Raw genomic sequence first — 21504 nt, 5'->3', positions numbered from 1 at the left:
TGGTGGTGACATCTGACCACCGCGATGTAAGCACCTGAGGTTGCGGAAAGTGCAGGTCTTTCCTCCGAGGGGTCGTGCGTGAGGAATGCGCGCGGGTCGCTCGCTCCCAGCCATTCCTCCTCGGTCATCGCGGCACCTCCTCGCCAACCACCCCGGCTCGCCAAAGCATACTACTTCCCGATCTCCGGCTTGAAGTTGAGCGTCTTGACGAGGAACGCCCACTGGTCGGCGACCTCCTCGATGACCTTTGCCGTCGGCTTGCCGGCCCCGTGGCCGGCCTTCGTCTCGATGCGGATCAGCACCGGGGCCGGGCCGCTCTGGTTCGCCTGCAGCGCCGCCGCGAACTTAAAGCTGTGCCCCGGCACCACGCGGTCGTCGGTGTCGGCCGTGGTCACCATCGTCGCGGGGTACGCCTTCGGGCCGTTCTTCAGCAGAACGTGGTACGGGCTGAACTTGTACAGCGCGTCGAACTCGCTCTTGTTGTCCGACGAGCCGTAGTCGTCCACCCAGAACCTGCCGGCGGTGAACTTCTGGAACCGCAGCATGTCCATCACGCCCACGGCCGGCAGGCACGCGCCGAAGAGGTCCGGCCGCTGCGTCATGCACGCGCCGACGAGCAGCCCGCCGTTGCTGCCGCCCTGGATGGCAAGTTTCTTGGGACTCGTGTACTTCTCACTCACGAGGTACTCGGCGGCCGCGATGAAGTCGTCGAACACGTTCTGCTTCTGGAGCTTGGTGCCGCCGCGGTGCCAGGCGTCGCCGTACTCGCCGCCGCCCCGCAGGTTCGCCACCGCGAGCACCCCGCCCATCTCCATCCACTGGAGCCGCGACACCGAGAACCCCGGCGTCAGCGAGATGTTGAACCCGCCGTACCCGTACAGGAGCGTCGGGTTCGAGCCGTCGAGCTTCAGTCCCTTCTTGTGCGCGAGGAACATCGGCACCTTGGTGCCGTCCTTGCTCGCGTAGAAGACCTGCTTCACCTCGTAGTCGTCCGGGTTGAACTTCACCTTCGCCTGGCGGATGAGCTTGCTCTCGCCGGTCGGGACGTCGTACCGGTAGATGCGGGTCGGCGAGTCGAAGCTGCTGAACGTGTAGAACGTCTCGGTGTCGGTCCGCTTGCCGCTAAACCCGGACGCGGTGCCGATGCCGGGCAGCGCCACGTCGCGGACGAACTTGCCGTCGATCTCGTGGACCTTCACCGCGGTCTTCGCGTCCTTCAGGTAGCTGCAAATGAACCGGTTGCCGACGAGGTCGGTGCTGTCGAGCACCTCGTTCGCCTCGGGGACGATCGTCTTCCAGTCCCTCGGTTCCGGCTTCTTGGTGTCGATGGCGACGATCTGATACTTGGGGGCCTTGTAATCGGTCTGGAAGTAGAACACGCCGCCGTCGTTGCCCAGGAAGTTGAACTTGTTCTCGTGGTTGGGCACGAGGTCCACGGGCTTGCTCGCGGGGTCGGTCAGATCCTGGTACGCGACCCGCACCTTGCGGCTCGTGGTGCCGTCGCCCACCGAGATGATGAGGAACTTGCCGTCCTCGGTGACGCTCCCGCCGACGGTCCACTTCGGGTTGTCGGGCCGCTCGTAGACGAGTTTGTCGTCGGCCTGCGGGGTGCCGAGCGTGTGGTAGTAGAGCGCCTGGTTCTCGTTGAGCGACTGGAACGCGGCGTCCTTCTTGGGCTCGGGGAACCGGCTGTAGTAGAACCCCTTGCCGTCGAGGGTCCAGCTCGCGCCGCTGAACTTCACCCACTTGAGTTCGTCGGCCACGGTCTTGCCCCCGGCGACGTCGAACACCTTCCAGGTGTTCCAGTCGCTGCCGGCCTCGGCCACGCCGTAGGCGAGGAACTTGGCGTCGTCGGTCAGCGCCATGCCGGCGAGCGCGACGGTGCCGTCCTTGCTCCAGGTGTTGGGGTCGAGGAGCAGCTTCGGCTCGGCGTCCAGCGAGTCGTGAACGAACATCGCGCTCTGGTTCTGGAGCCCGTCGTTCTTGAAGAAGAAGTACCGGCCGCCCACCTTGAACGGGGCCGAGATCTTCTCGTAGTTCCACAGCTCGGTGATGCGCTTCTTGATCGCCTCGCGCTCGGGGATCGCTTCGAGGTAGGCGTTCGTGACCTTGTTCTCGGCCTCGACCCACGCGGCCACGTCCTTCGACGTGCGAACGTCGTCCTCCAGCCACCGGTACGGGTCGGCGACCCTGGTGCCGTGGTACTCGTCGGTCTGGTCGCCCTTCTTCGTGTCGGGGTACTTCAACTTCTTCTCCTCTGCCGTCACGCCGAGCAGTACGAACGCGGTCAGGGTGCAAGCGAACAGCCAGCGCATGGCGACTCCTGTCGGGGAATGTTAGCGGGAAACGGTGGTCGGTTCGCGGAGAGGGGCTCGCTCGGGTGGGGCAGGCATTCTTGCCTGCCTCCGAAGGCGCGGGCAGGCAAGAATGCCTGCCCCACCAAGGTCACTTCGCGTCCACGTCCACCTGCACGGCGGTGAGGACCTCGCGGGTGGCGTCGTTCTGGACGAACGCGACGAGCTTCAGGTTCTTCAGTGCGAGCGGGCGGTCGGGCCGCGGGAACGGCTCGTCGGCCTTGACGAAGTTGTCGAGGTACTTGTTCAGCGCCCCCCGCACCTCGGCGGGGTCGAAGGTGACCGTCTGCTCTGCGGTCTTCTTGGCGAGCGGGAACCCCTTGGTGCCGCCGGGCATCGACCGCACGACCATGTGGTGGTACCGAATGCCGTTGCCGCCGGCGTACCGCACCCGCTCTTCGGCGAGCGCGAACCGCAGCACCACCTTCTCGCCGGGCGTCTCCAGGTCCGCGACCGTGGCCTTCGCGGTGTACCCGCCCTTCTCGCCCTTCGTCACGGCCAGCGCCAGCTTCACCCCCGCGGGCTTCTCCAGCGCCGCGTCGATCGACTCGCGGATCGCCTCGTAGGTCTTGCCCGCGTTCGACGGCGGGCCGCCGCCGGCCGGTCCGAGCTTGCCCGCGACGAACACCGTCGGCGCGCCGCGGAGCTGGTCGCCGTAGAACTCCTCGCCGCGGAACGCCGAGTCGGCGTTCGTGAGCGGGTCCGGCCGCGGGATGTGCAGGTGGTACTGGAGCAGCACCACGTCGGCCGGCGGGTACGTCTTGAGGAGCCCGTCGAACGCCAGATCGACCGCGGCGCACGGCGGGCACTCGGCCCCGGTGAACACCTCGACCAGCACCCCGCGGTCCGACTTCATCTTGCGGCCAGCGAACTCGGTCGTCTTGAACGGGAACGACTTGGCGTAGTCGGCGAAGTCGCGGGCCTCGAGCTTCGCCATCTGGGCCGCGTAGGGCTTCGCGTCGTCGGGCTTGCCGGCCTTGTTGAGCGCCTGCACCACCACGTCGAGCACCTTCATGCGCGTCGCGGCATCGTCGTCGTCGGTGAGCAACCGCTCGGCCCGCTTCGCCTGTGCGACGGCGAGGTCGGCGAACCCCTCCTGGCCCGACAACAGGTTCGCGGCCTGGAGCGTGGACTCGCGCTCCCACCGCGGGCCGTAGTTTGCGGCGACCCGGTTGAGGCGGTCGAGGACCGCCCGCACCTCGTCGGCCGGCACCTTCTTGGCCCCGGCCTTCGCCAGCACCTCGCCGGCGGCCGCGAACAGGCCGGGGCCGTCGTCGATCTGCCCGAGCGCCTCGCGGGCCGCGGCGAACGGGTCGTCGAGCGCCCGGAGCTTGGTCGGGAACATGTCGGTGAGTTGCAGCGGGCCGCCCACGACCGAGATCGACCCGGAGATCTTCTTCTTGTCCTTCGAGAGCACCCCATCGAACGACAGGAACGGCTGCCCGGCGAACTCCATCGTGAACTGCACGCTATCGCCCTTCACCGCGATGCTCTTGAACTTCGGCTCGGCCCGCAGCTTCTCGGACGCGGTCAGGTAGTCGCCGACCCACTTCCCATCCTGCTCGGTGATCGCGAGCATCAGGAACAGGCTCCCCTCGCGGCCGAGCGGGACGCTCAGCTTCCAGTTGCCGCTCGGGGCGACGGGGTCGGCCGCGTGCGCCCGCGGCAGCAGCAGCGACATCAGGGCGAGCAGCACGAAGCCGGAAACGGCGCGCATGTGAGCCTCGGTTATCCGCGGGTCTGGGGGCGGTCGGCGAGCGAGTCCCGGTAACGATACACCTTCGCGACGGCCTCCGCCACCTGCCGGACGTCGGCCCGCGACAGCGCCAGCACCGGGTGGTGCAGCACGACGCAGCCGTCGTGCGCCGCGGTCGCGTTCGGGAGGTCGCCGCCCGCCCGGAACCGCGACGGCGACCGGCCGACGTGCAGCGCCTTGAACCCCGCGTCCAGCGCGACGCCTTCCGCCCGGATCGCCTTCACGAACACCTCGCGCGACAGCCCGACCGCGGCCGCGTCGTAGTGGAACCCGAGCTTGTAGAACGCGGGCGAACCGCCGTGGTCTTCTCTCACCCACGGGGACAAGCCCCGTGGCTCGACTGGCAGCGCCGCCACCAGTTCCTTGACGTTCTCGGCGCGTCGGGCATTCATCGCGGGGAGCTTCGCCAACTGCGGGCGGAGCGCGGCGGCCTGGAGTTCGCTGAGCGGAGCCCACTGCTGGAGCCCGCGGTGCAGCCACAGCTTCGCCCGCTGGTACAACTGCGGATCGGTGAACAGCAGCGCTCCGCCGCGGCCGGCCGTGAGCAACTTCGACCCCCCGAAGCTCAGCACGCCGACGTCGCCCGTTGTGCCCGTGGGCCGGCCGTCTACGGTCGCGCCGGGAGCCTGCGCCGCGTCCTCGACCACGCCGACGTTGTGCCGGTGTGCGATCTCGACGACCTCGCGAACCGCCACGAGCCCGCCGTGCAGGTGCGAGCAGATGACCGCCCGGGTTTGCGGAGTGAACGCGGCTTCGAGATTGGCCGGGTCGAGTTGCCAGGTGTCGGGGTGGACGTCAACCAGCACCGGCTTCGCGCCGAGCGAGTGGACGGTGAGGAAGTTCGACTCGTAGTCGTAGGCCGCCATGACGACCTCGTCGCCCGGCCCAACCCGCAGTGCCCGCAGCGCCGCCTCGACCGCGCATGTGCCGCTGGCGCAGGTGATCGCGTGCGGAACGCCGTGGAACGCCGCCAACTCGCTTTCCAGCGCGCAGACGTGTTCGCCGTGGTACTGACCCCACGCGCCGCTCACGACCGCCGCCGCCAGCGCAGCCCGCACGTCGTCATCAGGAAACGGCCACACCGGCGGCCCGCTCGGCCGCACCGGCGCACCACCGAGCAACGCGGGAAGGGATGGGTCAGACATGTTGGTCGGCTACGAAGTCCAAGAGGTTGATTCACTGAGTACCGTCCAGGCACCCTCTTGAATGCCCACACGAAACAAGTTCCCGAATGCTGCAAGCGAGCCCCCGTGGAACGAGCCCTCGGCGTTGCAGCAACTCTCCGATTCCCAAGCCAACTCGTGGACACACCACACGCTTCCGTACCGCAAGGTTCGTCTGTCGTAGTGAACTCCCTCACTGCCCCTTTTCGCCACCGAGACTGGTTTCGCTTCCGGATAGCCGTCAACTAAACCTGCCATGAGGTACGGGGATGGGTCATGGAAGTAATCGACTCGCAGGAATATCTCTGCGTCCCTGAGACCTTCGCCCAAGAGGCTCCGGAACACGGGTTCGCGCACGTCGTCTTCAGCTAAGCTCCGATCCGCCCAGACGACCCACTCGGCGGGAACGGTCTTCCGAAGGTAACGAACATGGTGAACGAGGCCCGGGACGCACTCACCACTCACCACAGCGGCGCGCATCGCAACCGCAGCGCGAAGGAACTCGTGCCTGTGGTCGTCCCACTCCTGCAACCAGTCCGCGTACACGAGGCGGAGCGTGTCGTCGGCTGGGTCAGCCTCAAGACCGCGCAGGAAGGCTGCTTCCTCCGAAACCAACCCCGCTGGCACATCGAACGGACGCGGCGATGCTTGCAGGGGGTTCCGGGGCTGTGCGGGGGCACTTCTTGAGCGACGGAACCAGTCGAAGATGCCCACGGCAACGCCTCCGGTGCCAGACTCAGGAGCGCCCGACCCTTCGTTCGCATCAGCCCGCACCGCTGAGCTTCTCCAGCGCCTCGCGGTACTTCGCGGCGGTCTTCGCGACGACGTCGGGCGGGAGGTGCGGGGGCGGGCTCGACTTGTCCCACGGCGTCGTTTCGAGCCAGTCGCGGACGAACTGCTTGTCGAACGACGGCGGCGACGCACCCGGCTTGTACGTCTCCTTCGGCCAGAACCGCGAGCTGTCGGGCGTCAGCACCTCGTCGATCAGGATCAGCTCGCCGGACGGCAACCGGCCCCATTCGAGCTTGGTGTCGGCGAGGATGATGCCCCGGGCCTCGGCGTGTGCGGCGGCCCGGCGGTAGACGTCGAGCGTGCGGTCGCGGAGTTCCGACGCGGTCTCGCGGCCGACCAGTTCCACCGTGCGCTCGAACGAGATGTTCTCGTCGTGCCGGCCCTCTTCCTCCTTGGTCGCGGGCGTGAAGATCGGCTCGGCGAGCTTACCGGCCTCCTGCAACCCTTCGGGCAGCGGGATGCCGCAGACGGTGCGGCTCGCCTTGTACTCCTTCCACCCCGACCCGAGGATGTACCCGCGGGCGACGCACTCGATCGGCACCACCTTGGTCTTCTTCACGAGCATCGTGCGGCCGGCGAGTTCGGGCTGGTGGAACGCCGCCGGGAGGTCTTCGAGCCGCGTGCTGACGAGGTGGTGCGGCACCTGGAGCCAGTCGAACCAGAACACGCTGAGCGCGGTGAGGATGCGGCCCTTCTCGGGGATCGGCGGCGAGAGGATGTAGTCGAACGCGCTGATGCGGTCGGTGGCGACGATGGCGAGCGCGTCGCCCAGGTCGTACACGTCGCGGACCTTCCCGCGGCGCACCGGGAACCCCGTCACGTCACTCTGCAACAGTGCGTCGGTCGGCATGTGGCACTTCCTGGCGGCCCGCGGTCACTACGATCTCAGGATACGGAACCGGGACGGCCCCACGGAGTTGTTTGGGCGGCCTGTATGTATCTGGTGGGGCAGGCATTCTTGCCTGCCTCCAGCCACCCGAGCGGCAGGCAAGAATGCCTGCCCCACCGAACAATTGCACCACACGCGATGTTCAGACACCCCGACGTACCCGATTCGCGAGTGGCCCGGTGGGACGCCCGGTGGAAGCTCGCGGCGCTCACGGTGGCGGCGTTCGGCGCGGCCGCACTCACGCAGGCCGCCACGGTCGCCGGCGCGCTCGCGCTCGGCCTGGCGCTGCTCGCACTTTCGCGGCTCCCGCTGAAGTGGGTGCGAACGCGCCTCGGCCTTCTCGCGTTCGCGGCGCTGCCGTTCCTCGTCGTGCTTCCATTCACACTCGACCCGAGCGGCAGCGGGTGGGACGTCGGGCCGGTGCGCGTGTCGGAACGCGGGCTCGTCGCGGGTGCGGTCGTGTTCGGGCGGTGCCTCGCGGTCGGGTGCTTCGCCCTCGTCGTCATCGGCACCGCCCCGCCGCACCGCACCCTCGCGGCCGCCCACCGGTTGAAGGTGCCCGGTGTGCTCGTGCTGCTCACCGGCCTCGCGTACCGGTATGCGTTCCTCCTGGGCGACGAGTTGCGGCGCGTGCGGGTCGCGCTCCGCACCCGCGGGTTCCGCATGACGCCGGACCGCCACGGCTACCACACCACGGGCAACGTCGTCGGGGCGGTGCTCGTCCGCGGGGCCGACCGCGCCGACCGCGTGACCGAGGCGATGCGGTGCCGCGGGTTCGACGGCACGTTCCACTCGGCCAGCGCGTTCCGCACCGCAGCGGCCGATATCATCTCCTTTGCGACAGTGGTCGCCACCATTGTTGTGCTCGTCCTCATCGACCGCACGGTTCTCTCTTGACCGACACCCCTGCCCTCCGCGTTTCCAACCTGTGCCACCGCTACGCGGACGGCCGCACCGCGCTCGACGGGCTCTCGTTCTCGGTGGCCGCGGGCGAGTGCATCGCGATCGTCGGCCCGAACGGGGCCGGGAAGACGACGCTGTTCCTGCGGCTGTGCGGGGTGCTGAGCGGGAAGCCCGGCGAGGCGAGCGTTCGCGGGCTCGACCCCTCGGACCAGACGCACCGCAAGAAGCTCCCCGAGTCGATCGGCATCGTGTTCCAGAACCCGGACGACCAGCTCTTCAGCCCGACCGTGCTCGAAGACGTGTGCTTCGGCCCGCTCAACCTCGGCCTGTCGGTCGAGGAGGCGAAGTCGCGTGCCGCGGAAGCACTCTCCGCGGTCGGTCTGCCCCCCGAGGCCGGCGAGCGGGTGCCGTTCAAGCTCTCGGGCGGCGACAAGCGGCGGGCGGCGCTGGCCGGCGTGCTGGCGATGCGGCCGGCGGTGCTGCTGCTCGATGAGCCGAGCGCGTTCCTCGACCCCCGCGGCCGCCGCGACCTCATCGAGTTGATCCGCCGCCTCCCGGGCACGAAACTGATCGCGACGCACGACCTCGACCTCGCGCTCGACGTGTGTTCGCGGGCGCTCGTCCTCGACGGCGGTCGTCTGGCGGCCGACGGACCCGTCGCCGAGTTGCTCGCGAACCCCGAACTCATGGACCGGCACGGGTTGGAGGTGCCGCACCGGCTGCGGTGATCCCACGGTTCCTCCGGTTAAACTTCAGTCGCCAACCTCGTGATCATCGCTCTCCGATTCTCCAGATCTTCATATATAATCTTTCGAGCATCTAACAAAAATCCCAGTAGCAAAACGGATCGTAATGAGTTCTCTTCTGTCGGATAATCCACATGCAAACCGTGGAGAACTCCGTGCCGGTTTAAGAAACCAGTGGGCCTATTCGTTGGGTCTGTTAAGCTCCAGTCATGGGTCAACGGAGAGAGCATTCGTCCATAAATTGAGTCAGCATCACAAAGGCTCCCCCCTTCGGAGAGTTCGAAAACTCTCAGCAGAGCTGCGAGGCTTCGTTTCCGATCCGGTTTATCGAACGTGCCTTTCCAACCAGTTTTTAGAACCTCTCTCCCGATGCCGTCAGCTTGCGCCAGCAGAGTCGGGACGCTCAATGTGTACTTGCCAGCCGAATGAGCCGAGAACGCATCTTCAATAATCAAGGCCCGTGAAGCAAAATGTCGTAGTAGGTCGCATTTTATTCGATCCAACTGGCTGCGAGCAAATTCAGCCATCAACGCATCAACTTCGTCCATCCGGCCGAGTTCAAAAAGCCCGTGCAACGCCAACATCAGACTATCAGTAAAGTAGTAACTGTGATACCAGCCACGACCTAGGAGGCGCGAGATTAGCTCTGGTTGAATTTCATGTGCGGCACGAGCCAACTGCATCCATTGATCGATGATGGCACGGATGGGTTCCATCCGTCGCTCTTGTTCGCGTTGGAATTCTGCGACAGTTTGGCCAAGGGAAGAGAAAAGTGACCGGAGACGCGACGTGAAATCGACATCGTGGTCTTCGGACGCGTGGGGAGCGGCGGGTACCCCCGCCGTGACCTTCTCGCTGGGCAACTCGGGCGACATCATCACCTCCGAAATACTCGGGGCCGCGTCAGATAGAGTGCCTCGACGGACAGAAGGTTCGCAACGCGAAGCAAGTTCTGACGTGCCTCGCCCCCATCCCAAGCAATATACTCGATATTGAACCGTCAACATCCCCCGGCTGTCACCCGATGTCGTCCTCGCTTTTGACCGCACCGCCGCTGAACCCGATCCACGAGCCGTTCCCGGTCGGCCGCATCTTGCGCCCCGCCGGGCCGGAGCCGAAGCGCGGCCACAAGGTGATCGCCGTTCTTCCTGCGTACAACGCCGCGACCACGCTCGCCGCGACGCTCGCCGGGTTCCCGCCCGGGTGCGTTGATGAGATCCTGCTCGTCGATGACGGCAGCAAAGACAACACCGTTCAGCTCGCCCGCGACATGGGCCTGACGGTCATCGTTCACGAGAAGAACACGGGCTACGGCGGCAACCAGAAGACGTGTTACAAGTACTGCCTCGACCACGGGGCCGACGTGGTGGTGATGATCCACCCGGACTACCAGTACGACTCGCGCGTCATTCCGCACGCGGTCGGCATCATCGAGCTGGGCATCTGCGACGTGGTACTCGGCAACCGCGTGCGGAGCCGTGAAGAGGCGATGGGGTGCGGGATGCCGTGGTGGAAGTACGTCAGCAACCGCGGGCTGACGGCGTTCGAGAACCTCGCGCTTGGCCAGAACCTCGGCGAGTTCCACAGCGGGTTCCGGGTGTACCGGCGGAAGGTACTGGAAACGATCCCGTTCGAGCGGAACTCGAACGACTTCGTCTTCGACACGCAGTTCCTGGTGCAGGCGGTCCACTTCGGGTTCCGCCTCGGCGACGTGCCGGTGCCGGTGCGGTACTTCGACGAGGCGAGCCAGATCAACTTCCGCCGCAGCACGAAGTACGGCCTGGAAACGCTCAAGGCGGTGGGCCAGTACTGGCTCCACCGCCTCGGCGTGCGGACCAACGACCTGTTCAGGCCGAAGTCGCCGTGACAGCCCGGCTCTTGGTGCGGCCGCGAGCCACCGGCGCGACGCCGGTCTGCGGCTCGGCACCCCACGGGCCGACGGCCGGGAGCGGGGCGCGGTTCGCCTCGACGAATCCCTTGCGGGCCTTCGCCGAGAACAGCACCTTCTTGGTGTAGTGCTTGCGGATGGCCGACAGCGACCGGTCGAACAGGTCGGCGTTGCGCTCGCGGAACGCCTCGTACTTCTCCCCCGCCCCCAGCCGCCCTGCGATCACCCGCACGAACGCGACGGTGATGGTGTCGTGGTACCCCGGCGGGTTCTGGGCATCGACCGGCCGGCACGGCGCGGCTCCGGCCGACGCGAACGCCTGGTTCAGCCGCCGGATGCCGCCGCGGACCTTCTCCAGCGCGTCGGCGACGGGGTACTTGCTCAGGTACAGCCACGCGACCCGCACGTGGGCGTCGTGCGTCCAGTGGCTGCGTTCCAGCGTCGCCGACTCGAACGCGCTCAGGAACTCCTTGTCGGTCATCGCTCGGCTCCTCGGGGGTTATTGGGTGAGGAGGAATGTACCCGCCCCGAGGTTCGCGCCCGATGTCGGTTGCGGGGGATTTCCCGGGCTGGGGTGTTAATTTGGGCGTGGGGCGCGGCGTCACCCGGCCTATACTCTTCACCACCGGGTGGGCTTCCGCCGCGACGCTCGCAGACATTCGCAATTATCTCGGACCGTGATCGGTGACGATTCGAGCAACGGCTGGGACGTGATGCTGGCCAACTTCGGTCAGAGTTAAGTGGTGGAAGAAATGTGATCGAGTTCGCGATCTACAACGCAACGCGAGTCGGCCAGGGCACGACTGTGTTCTGCGGCTACTGCGGTCCCACAGCCATCCGCGTGGGCGAGATTTTCACGACGTTCTGCTGGAAACAGATCGAGCGGGATGATGGAACGGGGGAACTGGTTACCCTTGACGCCGGCACCAGCGGACCGGTCGCGCTCCGGGTGGAAGAGATTGGATACTACGGCAGCACGACCGAGTTCCTGCCCCCAGGTCACTCGGCTGCCCTGCGATTGCTGGGAACGGGGTTGGAATTTCTCCAGCAGATAGACTTCGAGGCCGAGAGGAACACAGGTCGGTGGTGGTCGCTCCGCGGCGGTTCGGATACCGAATCGGGCACCCGCACACCCGCAAACTCAGCTGACCTTCGCCAACCGGTCAGTTAAAGAACCATGATCTTGAGCCGTCTTGCTCACGCCGCACGCTTTGTGGTGACGGGCGCGTCGGCCAGGTTGCGGGACTCGCGGACGGCGTAGGGGCGCTTGCCCTGGCTCTCGAAGTAGACGCGCGTGAGTACTTCGCCCATCAGTCCCAGCGACACGAACTGCACACCCATCAGGCTCGCCACCGCACCGAGCAGGAACAGCGGGTTCGCCGTCATGCCGGGGCCGGACGTGTACTTCATCACCACCGACGCCGACACGCCCGCGAACCCGAGGAACAGGCACACCAAGCCGAACAGCCCGAACAGGTGCATCGGCCGCGTCTGGTAGCTCCCCTGGAACTTCACCGTCATCAGGTCGAGGACGACGCGCACGGTGCGCGTGAGGTTGTACTTCGACGCGCCGGCCGAGCGGGCGTGGTGCCGCACGGGAACCTGCGTGACCCGTGCGCCCTGTTGGAGCACCAGCGCCGTGATGAACCGGTGCATCTCACCGTAGAGCAGCAACCCGTCGGCCACGTCGCGGCGCATCACCCGCATCGCGCAGCCGAAGTCCTTGAACGGGATGCCGAGCACCTTGCGGATCAGCCAGTTCGCGCACAGGCTCGGCACCTTACGCAGTAACACCTTGTCCTGCCGGTTCAGGCGCTGGCCGAGTACCGCGTCGAACCCCGCGTCGAGCTTGGCGACCATCACCGGGATGTCGGCCGGATCGTTCTGGAGGTCGCCGTCCATCGTCGCGATCACGTCGCCGGCGGCGGCGTCGAGGCCGGCCTGCGTCGCGGCGCTCTGGCCGAAGTTCCGCCGCAACCGCACCACCTTCACCCGCGGCTCCTCGGCCGCGACCGCTTCCAGTTCGGCGAAGGTGCCGTCGGAACTGCCGTCGTCAACGAGCACGAGTTCCCACGGGCCGGCGGCCGCCAGCGCGCCGCGGACCCGCTCGACCAGCGGCCGCACGTTGTCTCGCTCGTCCTTCAGCGGCACGACGACAGAGAGGAGCTTCATGGCTGTCTCGGTGAGGGTCAGGCCGCGGTGAGGGTCGCCATCAGCGCCTCGGAGCCGTACTGCGCGAACGCGGTGTCGAGCAGGTCGATGGGCTGCGCGTCGATGAGGTCGGCGTTGAGCGTGTACGCCCCGGGCTTCACCGGCGGGAACCCGGCGACGAGGTCGATGGCTTCGCCCGGTGCGACGGTGCGGGCCAGGAACCCGGCCTTGCCGCGGTACGCGAGCGCACCGGTGGAGTCGTGGAGCGAGTACGTGAGGTGGACGCCGCCGCTGCCGCCGGTCGCGAACTTCCACGACTGCTCGGACAGGTTCTTGGCTCGAACTGTGATCGCGAACCCGACGCCGACCGGTACGGCCGTCGAGCCGATCACCGACAGCCCGGCGCGGAACGGACCCGGGCAGTATTCGGTAGTGGCCCACGTGCGGAACCGGTCGGGCGAGTGTGCCTCGCCGGTCGCCGCGAGCTTCGCTTCGTATGCGTCGAAGAACTCGTCGAGGACGCCCGTGCGGCCGACCGCCGCGACGTGGCCGTACCGCGGGTGGAGCTGCCGCCGGGCCGCGTCGATGCCGCCGCCGGTGAGCAGCAGCACCGCCATGCCGCACGCCAGGCCGGTGCGGTCGGACCCGCGGGCGCAGTGGATCAGGACCGGGTACTCGGCCTTGTCGAACACCTCGACGAGGCGGACGATTTCCGGGGCCGGCGGGTACCGCTTCGCGGAGAACGTGAGGTCCTCCTGGCAGATCTGCCGGGCGTTCGTGGCCCGCGCGTCGGCCAGGTACCAGTCCATGTGCGGGCAGCACCCCCGCAGGTTCATGACGGTGCGGATCTTCTTCTCGGCGATCACCCGCTCCAGCTTCGGCTGCTGGAGCTGTGCCGACCGGTACACCTTCCCGGGGATGACGGTGTGCTCGTTGCTGCCGAACAGCACCCGGGCCGCCTCGGCCGAGGTGGCGAGTACGACGCCCGCCCCGGCGAGCTTGAACAGCCCGCGGCGCGTGACGCGGCGGCTGGGTGCGGGGGGCGGGACCGGTGGTGGCGTGTCGGGTGCGTCCATGCGGGTGGAGAACATGCCACAACCGGGCGGCCGGGGCAAGCCCGGAAACGGAGCGGCCCAACGTAGGCGACGCGCTCCGCGAGTCGCACCCCGGCGCAACGACCGTGAGCCGCGGACCGCCTCCGGTGTCACTCGCGGAGCGAGTGACCTACCCTGGATAACCTGGAAACGGAGCGGCCCACCCGCGGGGGGAGCGGGTGGGCCGATCGGGGTCTCCCGGCACGGGGAAGTGCCGGGGGGGAATTACTTGTCGCCGAACTTGAGCTTGGGCTCGGTGTCGGAGCCGGTCGGCTTCTTGAGGTCGACCTTCTCCTTCTCCTTGTCCTTCGGCTCCTTCGGGAGGTCGACGACCGGGAACACCGGGTACGGGGTCGTGACCGGCGGGATCGGGTAGTCGGCCGGGTTGTAAGCGCAGTCGCTCTTCCCGGCGATGTGTTGGCAGCCGAACCCGGCGGCCAGGCCACCGAGCACGGCGATCAGTGCGAGCTTGCGGCGCATGACCGATACCATCCGTGGCTTGAGAGTGTGAAGTCCCGAGTCCGCCGCCGGGGGTGCGGGCGCGCGAAGCGGTCCGCAGACCCCGGCGGCGGCGCGGGGTGAACGCACCGGCGACCGGTGAGGGCCGCGGTGGGCCGGGCGGGATCGGCTCCTGCCTATTCCCTCCCGACGCCTCATTTATCGTCCGCCCGGGTTCGCCGGGTTCACTTGTTTTCCGGGACCGCGCGGATTGCGGCGCGCGTGAGAGATGTGCGGCTCACCCGGCCCGGAGCTTGCGGCCCGTTGGCGGCTTCGGGTCGCACGGCGGCAGCTCGACGCCGTCGATGAACCGCTTCGCGTCCGGCAGCGCGTCGAGGAACACCCGGCCGTACGGCTTGGTCAGCACCCGCGGGTCGAACAGCACCACGATGCCCGTGTCGGTCGCGGTGCGGATCAGCCGCCCGAACCCCTGCTTCAGCTTGATGACCGCCTGCGGCACCTGGTAGTCCATGAACGGGTTCCCGCCGTCGGCCTGGATCGCCTCGAGCCGCGCCTCGGTCAGCGGCCGGTCGGGCACCGCGAACGGCAGCTTCGTGATGATGACGTTCGACAGCGCCTCGCCCCGCACGTCCACCCCCTGCCAGAAGCTGTCCACGCCGAACAGCACCCCCTTCTTCGCCTCGCGGAACTGCTCCAGCAGCTTCGCCGCGGGGAGCCCCGTGCCCTGGGCGAAGAGGGTGTACCCGTTGCGGCCGAGGAACCCGCCGAGCTTGTCCACCGCACGGTTCAGGAACCCGTAGCTGGTGAACAGCACGAACGCCCGGCCCTGCGTCTTCGCGACGTACTCGGGGAGCCGCGCCAGCACCTCTTCCTCGTACCGGGCCGCCTGTGCCGACGGGTCGGGCATCGTCTTGAACAGGTGCAGTTCGGCCTGCTTCGCGTAGTCGAACGGGCTGCCGAGTTGCTTGGTGTCGGCGTCCTCGAGCCCGAGCCGCTGCTGGAACAGCTTGAACCCGGACTCGTCGCCCGCGGCCGAGAGCGTCGCCGACGTCAGGATCACCGACGGCACCTGGTCGTAGAGCTGCTGCTTGAGCGCCGCGCCCACCTCGATCGGGGCGCTCGCCAGCGCCACCCGCGGCACCCGGCCGGGCTTCACCTCGACCCAGTACACCTGCCCCGCAAGGCCCTGGCCGAGCCACTCCCGGACCGACTTCGCCATGCCGAGCAGCCGGTCGCCGCGGCTCGTGAGTTCGAGCCGCTCCTCCTCGGCATCGCGGCCCTTCGCGAGTTCGTGGAGCTGGCTCGCGAGCTTCTTCAATTCTTCCGAGAGGTGGTCGGGAACGACGCCTTCCTCGCGGACGCGGCCGGTCCCCCGCGGCTGCGAGAGGTGCCACTGGTACACCGCCAGGAAGAACTTCTCGGACGCCTGCCGGGTCGCTTCGAGCTGCGCGACCGCGTCGCCATCGCCGAGCGTCGCGAGGATCCCCTTCTGCGTCCGCGGCGCGAGCAGTTGGTTCAGGACGTACTCGACGCCGCCCTGCGACACCGCGATCCCGAGGTAGTCGGCGGCCACGTCTTCGAGCGTGTGCGCCTCGTCGAAGACGACCGCGTTGTAGTCCGGGAGGAGCCCGCCGCCGGACCGCCGCAGCGCGAGGTCGGCGAAGAACAGTGCGTGGTTCACGACGAGGACGTTCGCGCCGAACACCCGCTTGCGGGCCTGGAAGTAGAAGCAGTCGGAGTGGTGCGGGCACTTGCGGCCGAGGCAGTTCGAGCTGTCGCTCTGCACCAGGTCCCACACCGGCTCGTACGGCTGCACCGGCAGGTCCGACTTGCTCCCGTCGGTCGTCTGCCGCGACCACCGGCCGATCTGGACGAGCTGGTCGACGGCGGCGTGCGACTCGAGGAGCGAGGTCGCCCGCGCCTGCGCCGCCCGGAGCCGGCGGAGGCTCAGGTAGTTCCCGCGGCCCTTCACGAGCACCGGGCGGATGTCGCCGGGCATCACCGACTGGAGGAACGGGAGGTCCTTGCGGACGAGCTGCTCTTGCAGGCCGATCGTGTGCGTCGAGACGACGACCTTGAAGTCCTTCTTGCTGGTGACGGCCTGGATCGCGGGGACGAGGTACGCGAACGACTTGCCGACCCCGGTGCCGGCCTCGACGAGCAGCTTCCGCTTGCGCGCGAGCGCGTCGGCGACCGCGTCGGCCATGTCGAGCTGCTGCGGGCGGGACTCGAACCCGGGCCACTTCTTCGAGACGAGCCCGTCCGGGCCGAGGATTTTTCGCGTGTCCATGCGTGGATTGTTGGCGCGCCGGGTGCCGCGAGACAAGGCCGGTTGCGTCGCGACCGCCAGGGACGGGGCCGATCCGTGCCGCGAGCGAACACCCCCGCCACCCGGGCGATCACAACCCCAGCACGAGCATCGCTCCGACCAGGGCCATCGCGCCAACGACCACGATTCCAGCGACCGCGACGACCTTGACCGCGTTCCGGCAGGAATCGGCCAACAAGCGCTCGGAGACCGATGGAACTGAACCGGGCACGACCACCCACGCGTAGGAGCCGGCCGGAAGCGCGTGCGTGTAATCCGGCGCGATCGCGGTCACCGAGCCGTCGGCTTCGGGCCGGAACCCGACACGCTCGCCCCTCCGAAAGCGGTGGTCGCCGAAGGTGCCCCGCGGTCCGTTCTCGTCCCGGGAAACAAGCGAGTACCTGGCGTCACACGTCACCTTCCCGCTGACCGATGGCGAACCCGGATGGTACTCCGACACCGGGCCGTTCGGCACCGTGCTGACGCACCCAGTCAGGGATGAGGCCAGGGCGAGCGCGAGGATCGGGCGACGAGTCGGCATTTGCAACACTCACCGGGGAGCCAGGGACAGCGCGATCACAGGTAGCCGCCACTCGAACTCGCGAACGCAATTACGACCAAGACCGGGATGATGGCCAAGGCACCGACGCACACGACGCCGGCGACCTTGGCCGCCGTGAGGGCGTGTCTGCGGGCGTCGCACCGCAGCAGGTCTCGCTCTGTCGGTGCCGACGCGGCCACCACTTCCCACGCATACGAACCGGCCGGAAGCGTGAGCGAGTAGCCCGGTGCGACCGCGGTTACCGAGCCGTCGGTCTCCACCCGGAACCCGACCCGGTCGCCCCTCCGGAGGTGGTGCTCGCCGAACGCATCCCGCGGTCCGTTCTCGTCGCGGGCCACGAGGGCGTAGTTGGCGTCGCACGGCACCTTCCCGCTGACTGGTTGTGCGCCGGGGCTGTAGAGGGCAATCGGGCCGTTGGGGGGCGCGCTCACGCACCCGGTCAGTGCCGAGGCGAGGGCGAGCGCCAGGAGCGGGCGGCGGACCGGCATGGGCAACACCTACTGGTGGGTTGCTCGCGACCATACCGACCCGTGCGAATCACACAAGCTCGGATGAGGCTCGAAGCGTGGCCGGCCGATCGCTCGCGGAGTTTCGAGTTCAAAGTTCAATGTTCAACGGCAAAAACCCCGGCCCCGCACCTGTGGCGGAACCGGGGCCGTGGTCTTCAATTTTGAGCGTTGAACTCGAAGCGTCGAGCGTGAACAGGGCTCACCAGAACTTCACGCGCCAGTAGTCCTGCGGGGCGGAGTTGCGGCCGATGTACCAGTGGCCGTCGTCCCATTCGAGGGTCACCTTCCGCCAGCCGAGCGGGACCTTCGGGAACGGATAGTACGGGCCGATGAACGGGAAGGCGTTGTACGGGTACGCGGTCGGGTACCCGACGCGGCTGATGTTGTTGTACGGGGCGTAGGTCGGCCACGCGTGCGGGGGCAGGTTCGGGGCCTGCATGTCCGGCGAGAACTGGCCGGGGACGCCGAGCGGCACCGGCTCGACGATCGGCCCGTATCCCGGGGGGCCGCCCTGCGGGGCCAGCGGGAGCGGGGCGACCGGGGCCGGGACGGCGGCGTCCTGGACCTGGACCACCTCGCCCGCGACGCGGACGCCGTTGCGGACCAGGACCACGCCCTTGACGCCCTGCACGGCCCGCAGGATCTCGGCCCGCTGGGCCGCGTCCTTCGCGGTGCCGGTCAGGGTGACCGCGCCGTCCTGGGCCGAGATGCTGAGGTCGGCACCGTCGACCGCGTTGGTCGCCCGGAGGCGGCCCGCGACGTCGTCGGCGAGGTGTTGGTTGGGGTTGGCGACCGTCGCGGGGAGCGCCGCCGGCTGGTCGGCGTGGACGGAGCCTTGGAACCAGATGCCCGCGGCAGCGGCGAGCGGGAACAGGGCACGCACTTTCACGACAAACCTCCTTGTTCGATGAGAATGTGCGCCATTCGTTGAACGCGACGAATCATGCCCCCGGAACCCGAGCCCGGCAAATAAACCGCGGCACAAAGAGGTGCCCCGCGACGGGCCCCGCCCCGCACGACACTCGCATTCCCGGCGACACGCCCAACCCGGTGAACCCGAGCGGGTGCGTGGTCGGATCGGGACCGTCGCGCCAGATCCCCTCAAGTCGCGTGGTTAACCACGTTCAGTCGCACGATCTGGTGACTTTTCATTTGGTCCCGGACGGATCGGCGGTAAACTCTACAGTCCACTCACGCTGAGCGAGGTACGCCCGGAGGACACCCTCTCATTCCGCGCGGTGACGCCCTCTCCCCCCTTGATGACCCGTACTGCGGAGCAGAACGATGTCAAAGGCTACGCGACCGACCACAATGGACCGCCCGCACTCGTTCGTTCCCGACTGCCCGGCGACCGCCGCGCCCCGCCCCGACGAGATGGAGGCGCTGATCCAGCGCGGCCTCCGACTCGAAGCGCACGCGCCGGGCCGCGCGTGCCCGCCCCGCCCCGCCGCCGCCGCCGGGCCGGTCCTCCCTGAGGGCGACGCCGGCCGCGAGTTCGACGCCGACGGGTGCTGGTGGTGACCCCCGTCCCCGGCCGCTGAAAGCGCGGCACATTCGTTGCGGTATCCCGGGTGCGGCAGCCCCCGCCGCGCACCGGGAACCACATGCACACGCCGCTTCTCTTCGAGCCCCTCGCCCTCCGCGGCGTGACCCTCCGGAACCGCATCGGCGTGTCGCCGATGTGCCAGTACAGCGTGCCCGACGGCACCGTCGGCGACTGGCACCTCGTCCACCTCGGCTCGCGGGCCGTCGGCGGGGCCGGGCTGGTGATGGCCGAGGCTACCGCGGTCTCGGCCGAGGGCCGCATCTCCCCCGGCGACACCGGCATCTGGAAGACCGAGCACGTCACCGCGTGGAAGCCGATCGTGAAATTCATCGCGGACCAGGGCGCGGTGCCGGGCGTCCAACTCGCGCACGCCGGGTGGAAGGGCTCGACGGCCGCCCCGTGGGCCGGCGGCAAGGCGGTCGCACCGGCCGACGGCGGGTGGCAGCCGGTCGGCGTCGGCGGGGTGCCGTTCACCGACGGCTACCCGGTCCCGCGGCAGCTTTCCCTTTCCGACATCGACAACGTCTGCGAGCAGTGGAAGGCGGCCGCGACGCGGGCCGTCGAAGCCGGGTTCAAGCTGATCGAGATCCACGGCGCGCACGGCTACCTGCTCCACACCTTCCTCACGCCGCTCGCGAACAAGCGGACCGACGAGTACGGCGGGTCGTTCGAGAACCGCACCCGGCTCGTCCTCCGCATCGCCCGCGACCTGCGTGCGTTGCTCCCCGCCGACTTTCCCATCCTGGCGCGGCTGTCCTGCACCGACTGGGTGCCGGGCGGATGGACCATCGAGGAGTCGGTGCGGCTGTCGGTCCTACTCCGCGAGGCCGGCATCGACCTGATTGATTGCAGCTCGGGCGCGGCGTCGCCGCTCCAGAAGATTCCCGTGGGGCCGGGCTACCAGACCGCGTTCGCCGAACGCATTCGGCGCGAGGCGAAGGTCCCGACGGCCGCGGTCGGCATGATTACCGAGGCGCACCAGGCCGAGACGATCCTCCGCACGGGCCAGGCCGATATGGTGCTGCTCGCCCGCGAGATCCTCCGCGACCCGTACTGGCCGGCGCACGCCGCACGCGCGCTGGGCTGGACCGCCGAGGGCTTCACCCCGAAGCAGTACGGCCGCGCGTGGTGACGGTCCAACAGGGCGAACCCTGAGCGCCAGCGAGGGGGTGAAGCGCACCCCCTCGCTGGCGCTCAGGGTTCGCCCAACACGACAGCACCCCGGCTTGCGGTTGCATTTCCCGGCCCCCCGCGGTATCTCTCCCGCTCTGACGCACACCTTCCCGGCACAAGGACGTGCCCATGACCCCGGCCCCGACGCCGTTCAACGCCCGTTCCTACGCCAGCCGCGTGCTCCGCGCCGAGGCGTCGTCGCTGGCCGTCGTCGCCGACCGGCTCGACGACAGCTTCGACGCCGTCGTCGCGATGCTGTTCCGGTGCCGCGGGCGGGTCGCGGTCGTCGGCGTCGGCAAGTCGGCCGACGTCGGCCAGAAGATCACCGGGACCCTGAACTCGACCGGCACCCGGGCGTACACCCTCGACGCCACCCGCGCCATCCACGGCGACCTCGGGATGGTCCACCCGGACGACGTCGCCCTGCTCCTGTCCCACAGCGGCGAGTCGGACGAACTGGTGCGACTGCTGCCGTCGCTCCGGCGGCTCTCGGCCGGCCTCGCGGCCATCTCGGGCAACGCGAAGGGCACCGTCGCCCGCACCGCCGACGCCGCCATCGTCTACGGCCAGATCACCGAGGTGTGCCCGCTCGCCCTCGCGCCGAGCACCAGCACCACGGTGATGATGGCGCTGGGCGACGCGCTCGCGTTCTCGCTCCTCGAACAGCGGCAGTTCACGCCCGAGCAGTTCGCCCGGTTCCACCCCGGCGGGAGCCTCGGCCGCCGGCTCGCGAACGTCTCCGACTGGATGCGGCACGGCCCCGAGTTGCGGATCGCCCCGGACGCCGACACGGTCCGCACCGTGTTCGCCCGGGTGCGCCACACCGGCCGCCGGACCGGCGCGATCATCCTCACCGACGCGACCGGCCGCCTCACCGGCCTGTTCACCGACAGCGACCTCGCCCGGCTGTTCGAGGCCCGCCAGGACGCGGCGCTGGATTCGCCGATCGGGCACGTTATGACGCGGAACCCGGTGGTGATCGGGCCGGACGCGAAGCTCGGAGAGGCGCTCGACCTGCTGCGGAGCCGAAAGATCAGCGAGTTGCCGGTGGCGGACGCCGACGGCCGCCCGGTCGGCATGCTCGACATAACCGACCTGATCGGTCTCGAACCCGCGGCCGCCGGGGCCGAAACCCGCCCGGCGCTTCGGCTGGTGGACCGCATGACCGCATAGGGTGGATAGGCACAGGTGGGGCAGGCATTCTTGCCTGC

Annotated in this window: 21 protein-coding genes; 7 read left to right on the top strand and 14 right to left on the bottom strand. The window is 68.5% G+C overall.

Annotated elements, in window-relative coordinates; all coding sequences use genetic code 11:
* Positions 1 to 170: 170 nt before the first annotated feature.
* The 5 genes from ACTIGN_RS20455 to ACTIGN_RS20435 all read right to left on the bottom strand — a co-directional run bounded on the left by ACTIGN_RS20455 (position 171) and on the right by ACTIGN_RS20435 (position 6915).
* Entirely contained in the window at positions 171 to 2315 is a 2145-nt protein-coding gene (locus tag ACTIGN_RS20455) for a prolyl oligopeptidase family serine peptidase (protein ID WP_439627240.1), read from the bottom strand.
* Positions 2316 to 2445: 130 nt separating this feature from the next.
* Positions 2446 to 4071 (bottom strand): hypothetical protein, encoded by a 1626-nt coding sequence (locus tag ACTIGN_RS20450; protein WP_439627238.1) that lies wholly within the window; start codon positions 4069 to 4071, stop codon positions 2446 to 2448.
* A gap of 11 nt (positions 4072 to 4082) precedes the next feature.
* Entirely contained in the window at positions 4083 to 5255 is a 1173-nt protein-coding gene (locus ACTIGN_RS20445; RefSeq protein WP_439627236.1) for a DegT/DnrJ/EryC1/StrS family aminotransferase, read from the bottom strand.
* A gap of 9 nt (positions 5256 to 5264) precedes the next feature.
* The gene (locus ACTIGN_RS20440) at positions 5265 to 5987 is read right to left on the bottom strand and encodes a TIGR02996 domain-containing protein (protein WP_439627234.1); all 723 of its coding nucleotides are present in this window, start codon (positions 5985 to 5987) and stop codon (positions 5265 to 5267) included.
* A gap of 49 nt (positions 5988 to 6036) precedes the next feature.
* Positions 6037 to 6915, bottom strand: a complete 879-nt coding sequence (locus ACTIGN_RS20435) for a phosphoribosylaminoimidazolesuccinocarboxamide synthase (RefSeq protein WP_439627232.1) — start codon at positions 6913 to 6915, stop codon at positions 6037 to 6039.
* Positions 6916 to 7125: 210 nt separating this feature from the next.
* Here ACTIGN_RS20435 and cbiQ point away from each other — a divergent pair, with 210 nt between their 5' ends.
* Together cbiQ and ACTIGN_RS20425 are read left to right on the top strand one after the other, a co-directional pair.
* Positions 7126 to 7851 carry a cobalt ECF transporter T component CbiQ gene (gene cbiQ, locus ACTIGN_RS20430; RefSeq protein WP_439627230.1) on the top strand — a complete coding sequence of 242 codons (726 nt, stop codon included), beginning with the start codon at positions 7126 to 7128 and terminating at the stop codon, positions 7849 to 7851.
* Positions 7848 to 8585, top strand: coding sequence for an energy-coupling factor ABC transporter ATP-binding protein (locus ACTIGN_RS20425; RefSeq protein WP_439627228.1), 738 nt, complete (start codon positions 7848 to 7850; stop codon positions 8583 to 8585). The genes cbiQ and ACTIGN_RS20425 overlap by 4 nt, the downstream gene beginning before the upstream one ends.
* A gap of 17 nt (positions 8586 to 8602) precedes the next feature.
* Here ACTIGN_RS20425 and ACTIGN_RS20420 read toward each other — a convergent pair whose 3' ends face one another.
* Positions 8603 to 9478: a hypothetical protein gene (locus ACTIGN_RS20420; protein ID WP_439627226.1), complete on the bottom strand. Its 876-nt coding sequence runs from the start codon at positions 9476 to 9478 to the stop codon at positions 8603 to 8605.
* 149 nt (positions 9479 to 9627) lie between these two features.
* Between ACTIGN_RS20420 and ACTIGN_RS20415 the strand changes: the two genes are divergently transcribed.
* Complete coding sequence (locus tag ACTIGN_RS20415) at positions 9628 to 10470, top strand: glycosyltransferase family 2 protein (protein ID WP_439627224.1); 843 nt, start codon at positions 9628 to 9630, stop codon at positions 10468 to 10470.
* Here the strand turns inward: ACTIGN_RS20415 and ACTIGN_RS20410 are convergent.
* The gene (locus ACTIGN_RS20410; protein ID WP_439627222.1) at positions 10451 to 10972 is read right to left on the bottom strand and encodes a hypothetical protein; all 522 of its coding nucleotides are present in this window, start codon (positions 10970 to 10972) and stop codon (positions 10451 to 10453) included. The genes ACTIGN_RS20415 and ACTIGN_RS20410 overlap by 20 nt on opposite strands.
* Before the next feature lie 273 nt (positions 10973 to 11245).
* Between ACTIGN_RS20410 and ACTIGN_RS20405 the strand changes: the two genes are divergently transcribed.
* Positions 11246 to 11662 (top strand): hypothetical protein, encoded by a 417-nt coding sequence (locus ACTIGN_RS20405; RefSeq protein WP_439627220.1) that lies wholly within the window; start codon positions 11246 to 11248, stop codon positions 11660 to 11662.
* A 26-nt stretch (positions 11663 to 11688) separates the two neighbouring features.
* Here ACTIGN_RS20405 and ACTIGN_RS20400 read toward each other — a convergent pair whose 3' ends face one another.
* From ACTIGN_RS20400 to ACTIGN_RS20370, 7 genes are all read right to left on the bottom strand, one after another.
* On the bottom strand, positions 11689 to 12663 hold the full coding sequence (locus tag ACTIGN_RS20400) for a glycosyltransferase family 2 protein (RefSeq protein WP_439627218.1): 975 nt from the start codon (positions 12661 to 12663) through the stop codon (positions 11689 to 11691).
* 17 nt (positions 12664 to 12680) lie between these two features.
* Positions 12681 to 13733 (bottom strand): tyrosine-protein phosphatase, encoded by a 1053-nt coding sequence (locus ACTIGN_RS20395; RefSeq protein ID WP_439627216.1) that lies wholly within the window; start codon positions 13731 to 13733, stop codon positions 12681 to 12683.
* Between the two features lie 228 nt (positions 13734 to 13961).
* Positions 13962 to 14216: a hypothetical protein gene (locus ACTIGN_RS20390; RefSeq protein WP_439627214.1), complete on the bottom strand. Its 255-nt coding sequence runs from the start codon at positions 14214 to 14216 to the stop codon at positions 13962 to 13964.
* A gap of 256 nt (positions 14217 to 14472) precedes the next feature.
* Positions 14473 to 16485: an ATP-dependent DNA helicase gene (locus ACTIGN_RS20385; RefSeq protein ID WP_439627212.1), complete on the bottom strand. Its 2013-nt coding sequence runs from the start codon at positions 16483 to 16485 to the stop codon at positions 14473 to 14475.
* A 109-nt stretch (positions 16486 to 16594) separates the two neighbouring features.
* Entirely contained in the window at positions 16595 to 16798 is a 204-nt protein-coding gene (locus ACTIGN_RS20380; RefSeq protein ID WP_439627210.1) for a hypothetical protein, read from the bottom strand.
* Positions 16799 to 17079: 281 nt separating this feature from the next.
* Positions 17080 to 17553, bottom strand: coding sequence for a hypothetical protein (locus tag ACTIGN_RS20375; RefSeq protein ID WP_439627208.1), 474 nt, complete (start codon positions 17551 to 17553; stop codon positions 17080 to 17082).
* Positions 17554 to 17773: 220 nt separating this feature from the next.
* Positions 17774 to 18463 (bottom strand): BON domain-containing protein, encoded by a 690-nt coding sequence (locus ACTIGN_RS20370; protein ID WP_439627206.1) that lies wholly within the window; start codon positions 18461 to 18463, stop codon positions 17774 to 17776.
* A 395-nt stretch (positions 18464 to 18858) separates the two neighbouring features.
* Here ACTIGN_RS20370 and ACTIGN_RS20365 point away from each other — a divergent pair, with 395 nt between their 5' ends.
* The 3 genes from ACTIGN_RS20365 to ACTIGN_RS20355 all read left to right on the top strand — a co-directional run bounded on the left by ACTIGN_RS20365 (position 18859) and on the right by ACTIGN_RS20355 (position 21466).
* The gene (locus ACTIGN_RS20365; RefSeq protein WP_439627204.1) at positions 18859 to 19095 is read left to right on the top strand and encodes a hypothetical protein; all 237 of its coding nucleotides are present in this window, start codon (positions 18859 to 18861) and stop codon (positions 19093 to 19095) included.
* 83 nt (positions 19096 to 19178) lie between these two features.
* A complete protein-coding gene (locus tag ACTIGN_RS20360) occupies positions 19179 to 20252 on the top strand; it encodes an NADH:flavin oxidoreductase/NADH oxidase (RefSeq protein ID WP_439627202.1) in 1074 nt (357 codons plus the stop codon).
* A 170-nt stretch (positions 20253 to 20422) separates the two neighbouring features.
* Positions 20423 to 21466 carry a KpsF/GutQ family sugar-phosphate isomerase gene (locus ACTIGN_RS20355; RefSeq protein ID WP_439627200.1) on the top strand — a complete coding sequence of 348 codons (1044 nt, stop codon included), beginning with the start codon at positions 20423 to 20425 and terminating at the stop codon, positions 21464 to 21466.
* Positions 21467 to 21504 lie beyond the last annotated feature (38 nt).

Source organism: Gemmata sp. (assembly GCF_051859125.1).
In the GTDB taxonomy this organism is placed as follows: domain Bacteria; phylum Planctomycetota; class Planctomycetia; order Gemmatales; family Gemmataceae; genus Gemmata.
The sequence above is the reverse complement of the archived record's forward strand: the minus strand, read 5'-3'. Positions and strand labels throughout refer to the sequence as shown.